Origin of the sequence: Actinophytocola sp. (assembly GCF_050699915.1) — a bacterium.
Classification (GTDB): domain Bacteria; phylum Actinomycetota; class Actinomycetes; order Mycobacteriales; family Pseudonocardiaceae; genus Actinophytocola.
In genome coordinates, this window is sequence record NZ_JBOHGA010000175.1 from 1 (window position 1) to 13,808 (window position 13,808).

Below are 13,808 nucleotides of genomic sequence, written 5' to 3' on the forward strand. Positions count from 1 at the left end.
AGGCGAAGGCGGGCGCCGAGGCGCTCGGCCGGACCGCGGTCACGGTCGCCTGGGACGGCGAGGCGCGGGGTCTGCTCGTGGTCGCCGACACGGTAAAGCCCACGAGCGCGGCGGCCGTGCGCCAACTGCGCGAGCTCGGCCTGACGCCCGTGCTGCTGACCGGCGACCACCGGTCCGCCGCACGCGCGGTGGCCGCGGAGGTCGGCATCGACGAGGTCGTCGCGGGCGTGCTGCCCGAGGGCAAGGTCGACGAGGTGCGCCGGCTGCAGGCCGAAGGCCGGGTGGTGGCGATGATCGGCGACGGCGTCAACGACGCGGCCGCGCTCGCCCAGGCCGACCTCGGGCTCGCCATGGGCACCGGCACCGACGTGGCGATCGAGTCCAGCGACCTGACGTTGGTGCGCGGCGACCTGCGAGCCGCGGCGGACGCGATCCGGCTGTCCCGGCGGACCCTGAACACCATCAAGGGCAACCTGTTCTGGGCGTTCGCGTACAACGTGGCGACGGTGCCGCTCGCCGCGGCGGGCCTGCTGAACCCGATGATCGCGGGCGCGGTGATGGCGCTCAGCTCGGTCTTCGTGGTGACGAACAGCCTGCGGCTGCGGGGTTTCACGGTGCTCCCGGGCAACGAGACGCGGGCCGCCTCCTCGCCGACCGAACCACGCACCGCGCTGCCCGACGCCGCTTGACCGCCGCGCCCGACACGATCCCTTGTCGGACAAGGACTCCCGCGAGCGTGGGTCGAGGTGCCCGCCGCGCGGCGGGCACCTCCGCTCTCACGGACGGCCCGGGAGCCGGTAGTTCGGGCCGAGGGCGGTGCCCCGGTCCGGCTTGTACAGGTCGAACCCGCGCGGGTCGCACTGCAGGCCGCCGTTGATGCAGTGGCTCACCAGCGCGGCGAGCGTCGGCTCGTCCCAGGCGTTGAAGAAGTCGTAGTGCCAGGAGAAGCCGCGGCCGCTGGACAGCCGCACCGCCGACATGTCGCCGTCGACCGGGAACGCGATCTTGAACTCCAGCATCGGCACCGGGTTCGGGTGGCTCGACGGGCAGAAACCGTCGACCGGGTAGGCCATGTGGCTCTTGTGGTCGGCCGAGTCCAGGTGCACGCCGTCCCAGCAGCTCGGGGCCTGGTAGCGGATGTTCAGCTGGGTGCCGGCAGGACAGTGGGTGGGGAAGTCCCAGTTGAAGAAGCTGTCCCCGCACTCCCAGCCCTCGACGCGGCCCGGCGCGGTGCGGAACTCGTCGAGTGTCGCGTCCTTGCTGCCCACCACGTACCGGAGCCCGGGCGGGAACGGGCGCACCGCCTGGTAGTCGATGATGCCGGACTTGTAGTAGATGACCTGGCGGAAGTTCGGGATCACCGGGGTGTCCCCGTCGAACACGGTCGGGAACCAGTACGCGGACAGGTCGTCGGGCGCGAGGCAGGACGTCGCGCCCAGCCCGGCACCGCGCAGTGAGTCCAGTGTGGAGTGTGCGTTCGTCGTGGTGTTGCCGGTGAAGCTGTGCTCGTGCGACGCGCCCGGCAGGTTGGGGAACACGATCGGGTCGTCGGGCAGCCGGTGTGTCACCGAGCAGTTGACCTGGAACTCGTGGTGGGTGACGAGGTCGTCGGCGTGCGCGGGCGCGGACACGAGCAGCGCGCCCGCGAGCACGCCGAACGTCAGCGCCAGATGTCGTTTCATGGACTCCTCCTCGGCAGAGATCGAGGGAGAGCGCTCTCCCAGCAGAGTGACGGAGACGCGGTTTCCTGTCAACACCGCCCTTGACATGCCGCTGACAACACCGAGACACTCGGAAGACGAGCGGGAGAGCGCTCTCCGAACCTGCTCGAACCCTGCCGAGGAGATCGCCATGACGCGCGTTCGCCCGCTCACCCCGCTCGCCGTGCTGGCGACGCTGCTCGTCACCGTCGCCGCCACCCTCACCGTCGCCGCGACCCCGGCCCGCGCCGCGCCGAGCGTGGTGCGGGTGAGCGGGTCACAGGGCGCCTGGCAGCTCACCGTCGACGGCTCGCCCTACACCGTCAAGGGGCTGACCTGGGGCCCACCGGTCGGCGAGGCCGTGGCACGCATGCCCGACGTGCGGGCGATGGGCGTGAACACCGTCCGTACGTGGGGCACAGACGGCACCACCCGCCCGCTGCTCGACGCCGCCGCGGCCAACGGCGTGAAGGTGATCAACGGGTTCTGGCTGCAGCCCGGCGGCGGGCCGGGCAGCGGCGGCTGCGTCGACTACCTCACCGACACGACCTACAAGCAGAACACGCTCACCGAGTTCGTCCGCTGGGTGAACGAGTACGAGGCACATCCCGGCGTGCTCATGTGGAACGTCGGCAACGAGTCGATCCTCGGCATGCAGAACTGCTTCGGCGGCAGCCAGCTCGAGGACCAGCGGGTCGCCTACGTCCGCCACGTCAACGAGATCGCCCGCGCCATCCACGCCGCGGACCCCAACCACCCGGTCACCTCGACCGACGCGTGGACCGGCGCCTGGCCCTATCTCGAGGCGCACGCGCCCGACCTCGACCTGTACGCGGTCAACTCCTACGGCGCCGTATGCGACGTCCGCCGCGACTGGGAGGCCGGCGGCTACACCAAGCCCTACATCCTCACCGAGGGCGGCCCGCGCGGGGAGTGGGAGGTGCCCGACGACGCGAACGGCGTGCCGCGCGAGCCGACCGACGTGGAGAAGCGCGACGGGTACCCGGCCGCGTGGAACTGCCTGATGTCCCACGGCGGCGTGGCGCTGGGCGGCACGTTGTTCCACTACGGCACCGAGCAGGACTTCGGCGGCGTGTGGTTCAACCTGTTGCCGGGCAACGAGAGGCGGCTGTCGTACTACTCGGTGGCGCGCACCTACGGCGGCGCGGCGCCGGCCAACACCCCGCCGGTGATCTCCGCGATGTCCGACCTCGGCGACGTGCCCGCGGGCGGCACCTTCACCGTCGACGTGGCCGCGAGCGACCCGGACGGCGACCCGGTCTCCTATGCGCTGATGGTGAACAGCAAGTACATCGACAACGCGGGCGCGCTGGTGCCGGCGTCGTTCACCGGCGGTGACCCGTTCACCGTGACCGCGCCCGACCGGCTCGGCGTGTGGAAGCTGTACGTCTACGCCCGGGACGGTCGGGGCAACGTCGGCATCGAGTCCAGGTCGTTCCGCGTGGTGCCGCCGAGCGTGCCGGGAACCAAGCTGTCACAGGACAAGCCGACGACCGCGTCGTCGTACCAGGCCCAGGGCGACGGCGCGCCGTTCCTGCCGACGCTGGCCACCGACGCCTCGCTCGCCACCCGCTGGGCCAGCGACTGGAGCGATCCACAGTGGATCCAGGTCGACCTCGGCTCGGTGCAGTCCTTCGACCACGTGCAGCTGGTGTGGGAGGCCGCGTACGGCCGGGCGTACGAGATCCAGTCCTCCGACGACGGCGCGTCCTGGCGCACGGTCTACGCCACCACGACCGGCAACGGCGGGGTGGACGCGGTCGACGTCGCCGGGTCCGGCCGGTACGTGCGCGTGCACGCCACCCAGCGCGGCACCGGTTGGGGCTACTCGCTGTTCGAGCTCGGCGTCTACCGCCGCTGAGCCGCGCGCACCGAGCGGGCGCACAGCGCGTGCGCCCGCTCGACGGCCACCACGGCCGAACACCAGCTCCGCCGTGCGCCACCAGACCCGCGGCGCCTCGGCACGCAGGGCGTCGGGGTACTCGAGCCAGGAGAGCGCGCCGCGCAGCACGCGGCGCACCGCCGGCTCGCCGACGAGCTCCACGACGTCGAGGTCGCGGTAGTGCACGTCGACCCGCCGCCCGTCGACGGTCAGCCACGCGCCGCCGTTGAACACCCCGCCGCCCCACGCGCCCAGCTCGGACACCTCGCCGCTGTCCGGCCGGTGGGTCCCCCGCGCCCGGGACCCACCGAGCGAGACGACGAGCACGCCGGCGAGCCGGTCGGCCACGCCGTCGACGAACGACACCGTCGCAGGCTAGCCGCCCCGGACGCGGCGGATCGTGTCTCGGTACCAGAGGGCGCTCTGCTTCGGGGTGCGGACCTGCGTCTCGTAGTCCACGTGGACCAGACCGAACCGCTTCGCGTAGCCGTAGGACCATTCGAAGTTGTCCAGCAGCGACCAGGCGAAGTAGCCGCGCACGTCCGCCCCTCGCTGGCGGGCCGCGGCGACGGCGGCGATGTGCGACGACAGGTACCCGGTCCGGTCGGCGTCGGCCACGTAGCCGGACTCGTCGGCCACGTCGTCGAACGCCGCGCCGTTCTCCGTGATCACCATCGGCACGCCCGGGTAGTCGCGGGACAGCCGCACCAGCAGGTCGGTGAACCCCTCCGGCACGATCTCCCAGTCCATCGCCGTCACCGGACGGCCCATGGGCACCGTGGACGACACCGGGTTCCCGTCCGCGTCCTCGGTCCGGCCCGCGGAGTCCACACCGGACACCAGGTGCGAGGAGTAGTAGTTCACCCCGAGCACGTCGATCGGCTCGCTGATGATCGCCAGGTCGCCGTCGACCACCGGCAGCTTCACGCCCCGCGCCGACAGGTCGTCGAGGATGTCGCCCGGGTACTGTCCGCGCAGCAGGGGATCCAGGTAGATCCGCGCCCCGAGCCCGTCGGCCCGACGCGCCGCCTCCTGGTCGGCCAGCGACCGGGTCGCCGGCATCGAGGTGCCCATGTTCAGCGTGATGCCCAGTTCGATCGGCTTGCGCGCGGCCGCCCGCATCCGCTGTGCGGCGAGCCCGTGGCCCAGCAGCAGATGGTGCACCGCGTCCATGGCGTCGTCGAAGCTCTGCCGCCCGGGCGCCTGGCGGCCCTCGCAGTAGCCGAGCATCGCCGAGCACCACGGCTCGTTCAGCGTCGTCCACGTGCGCACCCGGTCCTGCAGCGCCTCGAACACGATCATCGCGTAGTCGGCGAACCGGTAGGCGGTGTCCCGCGCGGGCCAGCCGCCCGCGTCCTCCAGCTCCTGCGGCAGGTCCCAGTGGTACAACGTCACCCACGGGTCCACACCGGACTCCAGCAGCTCGTCGACCAGCCGGTCGTAGAACGCGAGCCCCCGCGCGTTCGCCGGGCCGCGTCCGCCCGGCTGCACCCGCGGCCACGCCACCGAGAACCGGTAGACGTCGACCCCGAGCGAGGCGATCAGCGAGACGTCCGCGGGCATCCGGTGGTAGTGGTCGCACGCCACGTCACCGTTCTCGCCGCCCTCCACCATGCCCGGCGTCCGGCAGTAGGTGTCCCAGATGGACGGCCCGCGCCCATCCTCGTCGTGCGCCCCCTCGATCTGGTACGCCGAGGTCGCCACACCCCACCGGAACTCCGCGGGCAGGCCGTCGATCAGCTCCAGCTCCGCCGCGGATTCCACCACGGCCGCAGTCGTGTCCAAGATCCCATCCTCCGTTGTGTTGGTTCACTCCCCGGTCAGGTTGTGACTCGCTCCGTTGTGTGCAGCCAGCAGGCCACCGACCGGCCGCTGGCCGACGGTGGCGCCGCCAGCGCCGGCGACAGGTCGGCACACGGCTCGAACGCCTTGGGGCAGCGGGGATGGAACGCGCATCCCGACGGCATCGCGCGCAGGTCCGGCGGCGAGCCCGGGATGCCGGTCAGCTCCCGGCGCGGCCCGCGCAGCGCGGGGAACGAGTGCAGCAGGCCGTCGCTGTAGGGGTGCAGCGGCGTGCGGTACAGCTCGGCGGCCGGCGCCGACTCGACGATCCGGCCGCCGTACATGATCGCGATCCGGTCGGAGAACTCCACCAGCAGCGACAGGTCGTGCGTGATGAACATGACCGAGAAGCCGATCCGCTCGCGCAGCTCGACCAGCTGGGCCAGGATCTGCCGCTGCATCACGACGTCCAGCGCGGTGGTCGGCTCGTCCATGACGACCACGCGCGGCTCGAGCGCGAGCGCCATCGCGATCATCACCCGCTGGCGCATGCCGCCGGAGAGCTGATGTGGGTAGCTGCCCAGTCGGTCGGCGGTGATGCCGACGAGCTTCAGCAGGTCCTTCGCACGGGACTGCCGCACCGCGCGGCTGGTCCTCGGCTCGTGCGCGGCGATCACGTCGCACAGCTGTGCGGAGATCGTGTGCACGGGGTTGAGCGAGTTCATCGCGCCCTGGAACACGATCGAGATCTCCGACCAGCGAAACCGGCGCAGCTTCGCGGTGGACAGCCGCATCAGGTCGATCGGCTCGCCGTCGCGCGGGTGGTAACGAACCCGCCCGCCGGTCACCACGCCGGGCGGCGGCAGCAGCCGGAGCATCCCGTACGCCAGCGTGGACTTCCCGCTGCCACTCTCGCCCGCGAGGCCCAGCACCTCGCCGCGGTTGAGCGTGAGGCTCACGTCCCGGACCGCGTGCACGGCCTCGTCGCCGAGCCCGTAGCTGACGTCCAGGTTCTCGATCTCCAGCACAGGCCTCATTCCGCCTCCCCGAAATTAACCCTGTAGGTGGCGTTGGGTGGTGAAGGTTCGACTTGGTCACGCACCGGTGGCTGGGTTGCGTCACGTTCCCCTGAGGTGACGGTTTCGAAGATCGCCAGTTGCTTCAACTACCTGCCTCCCGTCGCAGCACTGGGGTGAACCCGACGCGCATCCGCACCCCGTGGACCTTCGTGCCCGCGCTGCTGCGCAGGCGGGGGTTGACGTACTCGTCGATGCCGAAGTTCAGCAGCGCCAGGCCGGTGCCCAGCAGCGCGATCGCGAGCCCCGGCGGCACGAACCACCACCAGGCGCCCTGCGCGAGCGCCTGCTGGCTCTGCGCCCAGAACAGGATCGCGCCCCAGTTCCACTCGGACACCCCGGGCACGCCGATGAACGCGAGCGTGATCTCCGACAGCACCGCGAAGATCACCGTGCCGATGAAGCTGGCCGCGATCACCGCGGTCAGGTTCGGCAGGATCTCGAACCCGATGATCCGCCACGTCGACTCGCCGGTCGCCCGCGCCGCCTCGACGTAGTCCCGGCGCCGCAGCGAAAGCGTCTGCGCCCGCAGTACGCGCGCCCCCCACGCCCACGACGTGCAGCCGATCACGAGCGCGATCGTCATGTCGTCGGTGTCCGGCAGCGACAGCGTGATGATCAGGATCAGTGGCAGCGCCGGGATCACCAGGAACACGTTGGACAGCGCGGACAGGCTCTCCGAGCCGATCCCGGACAGGTAGCCGGACGTCACGCCGACCAGGATCCCGAGCACGGTCGCCACGACACCGGCCACGATCCCGACGAGCAACACGCTGCGGGAGCCGTCGAGCATCTGGCTGAACAGGTCCTGGCCGAGGTGCGTGGTGCCGAACCAGTGGTCGGAGTTGGGCGGCACCAACAGGTCCGGACCGCGCTCGCCGGGTTCGTAGGGCGCGACCATCGGCCCGAAGACCGCCAGCAGACAGAAGAAGCCGAGGACGCCGAGGCCGATCATGGCCTTGCGGTTGGCGAACAACCGCAGCTGCCGACGCTTCTTGCGGACCGGCGCCAGAGGCGCGGCCGTCATCACCTCGGGTGCGGGCAGTGCCACGGCTCAGCCCTCCTTCCGGGTGCGCGGGTCCAGCAGGAGGTAGATCAGGTCCGCGAGCAGGTTCGCGACCAGCACCGACAGCGTGATGATCAGGAAGATGCCCTGCACCAGCGGGTAGTCCTTCGCGCCGACGGCCTGGAACAGCTGGAACCCGACGCCGGGGTAGGAGAACACGATCTCCACGAGCAGCGTGCCGCCGACGATCAGGCCGAGCGACAGCGCGAACCCGGACACGTTGGGCAGCAACGCGTTGCGGGCCGCGTAGCCGACCATGACGCGGCGTTCGGACAGGCCCTTGGCGTGCGCGACCGTGATGTAGTCCTCCGAGGACACGGTCAACATCATGTTCCGCATCGACAGGACCCAGCCGCTCATCGACGTGACAAGGATCGTGATCGCGGGCAGGACGCTGTGGTAGACCGCACTCCACACGAAGTCCATGTCCCAGCTGGGCACGACGCCGGGGTCGTAGCCGCCGGACGAGGGGAACGCGCCGCCCTGGTCGGCGAGCAGCGTGATCGCGATCAGGCCGAGCCAGAAGTAGGGGATGGACGACAGGAACGTCGTCACCGGCATCAGCACGTCCGCCCAGGACCCGCGCCACCAGCCGGCGAGCACGCCCATGAACGTGCCGAGCAGGAAGCTGATGACCGTGGTGATGCCGACCAGCCCGAGCGTCCAGGGCAGCGAGTCGGACAGCACCTCCGACACCGGCGTCGGGAAGAACGTGAACGACAGGCCAAGGTCGCCGCGGAAGAGCTGGCCGACGTAGGTGAGGTACTGCTCGACGAGGCTCTTGTCCTGGTCGAGCCCGAAGAGGATGTAGAGCGACTGGATGGCCGTCGCGTCCAGCTGGCCGCGCGCCCGCGCGATCAGCGACTGGACGGGGTCGCCGGGGATGAGCCTCGGGAGGAGGAAGTTGATGGTGATCGCGGCCCACGCGGTGAACACGTAGAACCCGATGCGCCGCAGGAGGTAGCCCATCAGTCGGCCGCCTCCTCCGCCGACACGGTGTTCGCGTCGTAGAGCCAGCACGCCGCCCAGTGCGGCCCGTCGCCGTTGGACTCCACGGCCAGGCGCGGCGGCGCCTCGGTGCGACAGCGGACCATGACGTGCGGACAGCGCGGGTGGAACCGGCAGCCCGCCGGTGGCGCGATCAGACTTGGCGGCTCGCCGCCGCCGAGGTCCGCGACCCCGACCTCGGCGCCCGCGATCCGGTCCGGGTCCGGCGCCGACGCGATCAACAGGCGGGTGTAGGGGTGCGCGGCGTGCTGGGTCACCGCCTCGCCGCCACCGCCCTCGACGACCTGGCCCGCGTACATCACGAGCACCTCGTCGGCGAAGTACCGCGCGGACGCGATGTCGTGGGTGATGTAGAGGATCGCCAGGTTGAGGCGCTCCCGCAGGTCCCGCAACAGGTTCAGCACGCCCAGCCGGATCGAGACGTCCAACATGGACACCGGCTCGTCGGCGAGCAGCGCCTCCGGCCCGGCGGCGAGCGCCCGTGCGATCGCCACCCGCTGCCGCTGCCCGCCGGACAGCTCGTGCGGGAACTTCGACAGGAAACGCTCCGGCGGCGTCAGCGCCACCCGGGTCAGCAGCTCCTCGGCGGTGGCGTCGCTGCGGTGGATCCGCAGCGCGCGCGTCAGGTGGTAGCGCACGGTGTGGATCGGGTTCAGCGACGCGAACGGGTCCTGGAAGACCATCTGGACGCGCCGGCAGTAGGCGCGGAACCGCCGGCCCTTGGCTCGCACGGGGTCGCCGTGCAGCAGGACCTGACCGTCGGTCTGCCGCACGAGCTGTGCCAACAGGCGAGCGACGGTCGACTTGCCGGATCCGGACTCGCCGACCATGGCGGTGACCCGACCCTTGCGCAGCACCAGGTCGATCTGTTCGACGGCGTGGACGGCGCGCTGCTTCGCGAACAGGGTCCGCAACCGTCGCCGGATGGGGAAGTGCTTGGTGAGGCCCACCGCCTCCAGCACCACGTCGGTGGTGTCGGAAGCGGTGGGCTTGGTCGCCGCGGTCACGTCGACCTACGAGGCCGGCTTCAGGTGCAGGATGATGTCGAGCGCGTTCGGCTGCGTCGGCTGGGCCGGCGCGTACTGGTTGTTCTCGTCGGGCCAGCCGACCCAGTTCTTCGTGCTGTACTCGCCACCGGCGTTCGCCGCACCGGTGATCAGCACGGGCGCCTGCTCGACGTAGAGCTTCTGCAGCTCGTCCATCGCCGCCTCGCGGGTCGAGTCGTCGGCCGCGTTCGCGTACTGGTCGAGCGCCGCGGTCGCGTCCGCGTTGCGGAACCGGCCCCAGTTGCCGTTCACGCCGGACTCGCCGGTCGGCTTGTACAGCGCACCGTCCATCATGGACTGGTAGAGGTCGAACGGGGTCGCGCCGTTGTTGGTCCAGTGCATCGCGGCCTCGAACTGGCCCGTGTCGACGTTGGTGGTCCAGGTGTCCTGGTTGGCCTTGTCGACCGCCGCGTCGATGCCGAGCTCGGAGAAGTTGTCCTTAAGGATCTCGAGCGTGGTGATGTAGTCCGACCAGCCGGCCGGGTTGGACATCGTGAGCTTGACCGGCTTGCCGGTCTTGTCCGTCAGCTTGTCGCCGGCGTAGGTGTAGCCGTTGTCGGTGAGCAGCTGCTTGGCGCCCTCGACGTCGACCTCGAACTCCTGGCCCTTGTACTCGTCGGACAGGAACGGGTCGCCGGCCGGCGTCGGGATGCCGGTGACGTTCTTGATCTCCGGGTAGAAGTAGCCCGCCTCGCCCTGCATGAACACGTCGTTGCGGTTGATGACCATGTTCATCGCGCGGCGCAGCACCGGGTCGTCGAACGGCTTGAGCTCGGTGTTGAGGAACAGGCCGTGCGCGGCGAGCACCGGTGGGAACCACAGCTTGTGGTGCTCGGGGTCCTTGTCGACATAGACGGCCTTGTAGTTCGAGATGAAGGTGAACGCCCACTCCGACGAGCCGTTCGCGAGCGCGGTGGTCTGCGCGTTGTTGTCGTTATACGACGTGTAGCGCAGCTCCTTGACCTGAGGGAGGTCCTGCCAGTACTCGTCGCGCACGGTCAGCGTGACGGTCTGCGGCGTGAAGGACTTCAGCGTGTACGGGCCGGAGCCGACCGGCTTCTTCACGGTGTCGGTGGCCGGGTCGGACATCTTCGACCAGACGTGCTCGGGCACCATCGGCGTCTGGGTGAGGATGTCCATCTGGTTCACGAACTGGGAGCTCGCGAACGTGACGGTGACCTTGTTGCCGTCCGCGGTCGCCTTCTCGTACGGGATGGCGTTGATGTTCAGCGCCGGCGTCTCCTTCAGCAGCGTGAACGTGTAGGCGATGTCGCCGCCGGTCACCGGCTTGCCGTCGGACCACGTCGCGTTGTCGCGGATGGTCAGCTCGAGGGTGCGGTAGTTGTCCGCCCAGCTCCACTCGCCGGCGAGCCAGGGCTTGCCCTCATCCGTCGGCTTGACCTGGTTGGTCATCACGAGCGGCTCGTAGAGCGCCCAGCGGTAGCCGAGCGAGTTGCTCGAGCTGGAGGGGAGGAACGGATTGTGGTTCTCCGTCTGCGGGCCGTTCGGCATGCCGACGTTGAGCACGCCGTTCGGGCTGCCGCCGGCGTCGGTCTTGCCGTCGCCGCACGCCGCGAGACCGGCGGTGAGCAGTAACGCGGCGGTGACGGCCACGGTCTTTCGCCTGAGTCGCATGAGACCGGACTCCTTTGTCGGGGAAGGGAACGCGAGCGCGCGCGCTACCCGTTGGCTCGGAGTCAACCGGGTGAGCCGGGTCACGTCAATAACGGTCAGGTAACGGATTTAGTCTAAATTTAAGCTACGAAATAAGCCATGAGATGAACTATCGTCGGGTCCGGCTAGGCTTGCGGAGGCCAGGGCGGGAGGGGACGAGTTCATGGAGCCGAGGCGCGCCACAGTGCGGGACCTGCGGCGGCACAACCGGTCGACGCTGCTGTCGACGCTGTTCTTCGAGGGGCCGCTGAGCCGCCACGAGCTGGGCCGGCGCACCGGTCTGTCCGCGGCGACGGTCAGCAACGTGGTCGGCGAGATGGTCGACGACGGTCTGGTGGTCGAGGCCGGCCTGGTCGAGTCCGACGGCGGCCGGCCGCGCGTGCTGCTGCGGGTGAACCCGGACTACGGCAGCGTGATCGGCGTCGACGTGGGCGAGACCGGCGTGACGATGGAGCTGTTCGACCTCGGCATGAACCGGCTGGCCGCCGTCGACCGGCCGCTGCCGCCGCCCCAGCCCGACCCGTCGCTGGTCGGCCCGCTCATCGCGGCCGGCCTCGAGGAGCTGCTCGGCAAGGCCGGCCTGGCCGAGGCGGACGTGCTGGGCGTGGGCATCGGCGTGCCGGGCACCGTCGAGCAGGGCGACCCGGTCCGGGTGCACGCGCAGGCCATCGGCTGGGACGGGATCCCGCTCGCGGACCTGGTGCGCGAGTGCGGGGTGCGGGCGCCGCTGTACGTGGAGAACGGGGCGAAGACCCAGGGGCAGGCGGAGATGTGGTTCGGCGCCGGCCGCGGGGCCCGGCACGCGGTGATCGCGCTGATCGGTTCCGGGGTGGGCGCCACGGTGATCGCCGACGGCAGCACCTACCGCGGCTCCACGAGCAGCGCGGGGGAGTGGGGACACACCACGCTGGTGTACGGCGGGCGGCAGTGCCGCTGCGGCTCGGCCGGGTGCCTGGAGGCCTACGTCGGCGCCGAGGGCGTCCTCGACCGCTTCCGCCGGGCGCGCGGCGGGCGGGCGGTGCCCCGGCCGGACGAGCAGTCCCAGCTGGACTTCCTGCTCGCCTCGGCGGACCGGTCGGCGACGGCGGCCCGCGTGCTCGAGGAGACCGTCGGCTACCTCGGGGCGGGCATCGCGAACCTCGTCAACCTGTTCAACCCCGAACGGATCGTGCTCGGCGGCTGGGCCGGGCTCGCGCTGGGTACCCGGCTGCTGCCCGAGATCCGCACGGCGACCGCGAGCCACGCGCTGCGGCACGCCTACGAGCAGACCTCGATCGAGCTCTGCCAGCTCGGGCCGGACGCGGTCGCGGTCGGCGCGGCCACGCTGCCGGTCGACGCGCTGCTGACGCTCGGGGCGGACGCGCGCCGGCCCGCGCGGCCGGCCATGACCTGAAGGGGCAGCGGTGAGTGCGGAGGAACTGCGACGGCTGGTGGGCAAGCTGACCGTCGAGCAGAAGGTCCGGCTGCTGACCGGCGCGACGCCGTGGCGGCTGCCCGCGGAGCCCGCGATCGGGCTGCGCTCGGTGGTGATGTCGGACGGGCCGGTCGGGGTGCGCGGCGAGCGGTGGGACGAGCGGGATACCTCGCTCGTGCTGCCGTCGCCGACCGCGCTCGCCGCCACCTGGTCGGCCCCGCTCGTCGAGCGACTGGGTCGCCTGCTCGCCGCGGAGGCGCGGCGCAAGGGCGTGGACGTGCTGCTCGCGCCGACGCTGAACCTGCACCGCTCGCCGGCCGGTGGCCGGCACTTCGAGTGCTACAGCGAGGATCCGTGGCTGACCGCGTGGACCGGCGCGGCCTACGTGCGCGGCGTGCAGGCCGGCGGCGTGGCGGCGACCGCGAAGCACTACGTGGCCAACGACTCGGAGACCGAGCGCATGACGCTCGACGTCGCCGTGGCGCAGCGGGTGCTGCGCGAGGTTTACCTGGTGCCGTTCGAGGCGGCGGCGGCCGCCGGCGTGCGGGTCGTGATGTCGGCCTACAACGGGGTCAACGGTGCGCCGATGTCGCAGAGCCCGCTGCTCGCGGACCCGTTGAAGCGGGAGTGGGGCTTCGCCGGGCCGGTGGTGTCGGACTGGGGCGCGGTGGGCTCGACGGTGCCCTCCGCCCGCGCCGCGCAGGACCTCGTGATGCCCGGGCCGCGCGGGCCGTGGGGCAAGCGGCTGGTGGCCGCGGTGCGCGCCGGTGACGTTCCGGAGTCCACCGTGGACGACAAGGTGCTGCGGCTGCTGCGGCTGGCCGAGCAGGTGGGCGCGCTCGGCACGCCCGTGACAGTGTCCGCGCCCGAGCCCGCAGTGTCCACAACGGACGCGCCGGAGGCGTTGCTGCGCGAGACGGTCGCGGCGAGCGCGGTGCTGGTGCGCAACACCGGGCTGCTGCCGCTCGACCCCACCGCGCTGCGCCGGGTCGCCGTGCTCGGCTGGAACGCCGTCACCGCGCGGATCCAGGGCGGCGGCAGCGCGGGCGTGTACCCGGCCGCGCCGGTGTCGCCGCTGGCCGGGATCCGCGCCGCGCTCGCCGGCATCGCGGACGTCGTGCACGCGGTCGGCGCGTTCC

Annotated in this window: 11 protein-coding genes; 4 read left to right on the top strand and 7 right to left on the bottom strand. The window is 71.2% G+C overall.

The annotated features are described in order from the left end of the window. A partial coding sequence (locus ACRDSK_RS25050; RefSeq protein ID WP_431443696.1) for an HAD-IC family P-type ATPase occupies window positions 1-689 on the top strand: 689 nt, incomplete at its 5' end. A gap of 87 nt (window positions 690-776) precedes the next feature. Here the strand turns inward: ACRDSK_RS25050 and ACRDSK_RS25055 are convergent. After that, a complete protein-coding gene (locus ACRDSK_RS25055; RefSeq protein WP_431443697.1) occupies window positions 777-1,682 on the bottom strand; it encodes a DUF1996 domain-containing protein in 906 nt (301 codons plus the stop codon). A 169-nt stretch (window positions 1,683-1,851) separates the two neighbouring features. On the opposite strand from ACRDSK_RS25055, the gene ACRDSK_RS25060 reads away from it, so the two are divergent. Continuing rightward, window positions 1,852-3,582: a discoidin domain-containing protein gene (locus ACRDSK_RS25060; protein ID WP_431443698.1), complete on the top strand. Its 1,731-nt coding sequence runs from the start codon at window positions 1,852-1,854 to the stop codon at window positions 3,580-3,582. A gap of 396 nt (window positions 3,583-3,978) precedes the next feature. On the opposite strand, the gene ACRDSK_RS25065 is transcribed toward ACRDSK_RS25060, so the two are convergent. From ACRDSK_RS25065 to ACRDSK_RS25090, 6 genes are all read right to left on the bottom strand, one after another. Next, on the bottom strand, window positions 3,979-5,391 hold the full coding sequence (locus tag ACRDSK_RS25065) for a GH1 family beta-glucosidase (protein WP_431443707.1): 1,413 nt from the start codon (window positions 5,389-5,391) through the stop codon (window positions 3,979-3,981). A gap of 32 nt (window positions 5,392-5,423) precedes the next feature. After that, window positions 5,424-6,422 carry an ABC transporter ATP-binding protein gene (locus ACRDSK_RS25070; RefSeq protein ID WP_431443699.1) on the bottom strand — a complete coding sequence of 333 codons (999 nt, stop codon included), beginning with the start codon at window positions 6,420-6,422 and terminating at the stop codon, window positions 5,424-5,426. A 124-nt stretch (window positions 6,423-6,546) separates the two neighbouring features. Further along, window positions 6,547-7,512 (bottom strand): ABC transporter permease, encoded by a 966-nt coding sequence (locus ACRDSK_RS25075; protein WP_431443701.1) that lies wholly within the window; start codon window positions 7,510-7,512, stop codon window positions 6,547-6,549. A gap of 3 nt (window positions 7,513-7,515) precedes the next feature. Beyond that, window positions 7,516-8,496, bottom strand: coding sequence for an ABC transporter permease (locus ACRDSK_RS25080; protein ID WP_431443702.1), 981 nt, complete (start codon window positions 8,494-8,496; stop codon window positions 7,516-7,518). Continuing rightward, the gene (locus tag ACRDSK_RS25085; protein ID WP_431443703.1) at window positions 8,496-9,542 is read right to left on the bottom strand and encodes an ABC transporter ATP-binding protein; all 1,047 of its coding nucleotides are present in this window, start codon (window positions 9,540-9,542) and stop codon (window positions 8,496-8,498) included. Before ACRDSK_RS25085 ends, ACRDSK_RS25080 begins: the two co-directional genes overlap by 1 nt. A gap of 6 nt (window positions 9,543-9,548) precedes the next feature. After that, window positions 9,549-11,216, bottom strand: coding sequence for an ABC transporter substrate-binding protein (locus ACRDSK_RS25090; RefSeq protein WP_431443704.1), 1,668 nt, complete (start codon window positions 11,214-11,216; stop codon window positions 9,549-9,551). 202 nt (window positions 11,217-11,418) lie between these two features. Here ACRDSK_RS25090 and ACRDSK_RS25095 point away from each other — a divergent pair, with 202 nt between their 5' ends. Together ACRDSK_RS25095 and ACRDSK_RS25100 are read left to right on the top strand one after the other, a co-directional pair. Then, complete coding sequence (locus ACRDSK_RS25095; protein WP_431443705.1) at window positions 11,419-12,648, top strand: ROK family transcriptional regulator; 1,230 nt, start codon at window positions 11,419-11,421, stop codon at window positions 12,646-12,648. 10 nt (window positions 12,649-12,658) lie between these two features. Beyond that, a partial coding sequence (locus ACRDSK_RS25100; protein WP_431443706.1) for a glycoside hydrolase family 3 protein occupies window positions 12,659-13,808 on the top strand: 1,150 nt, incomplete at its 3' end.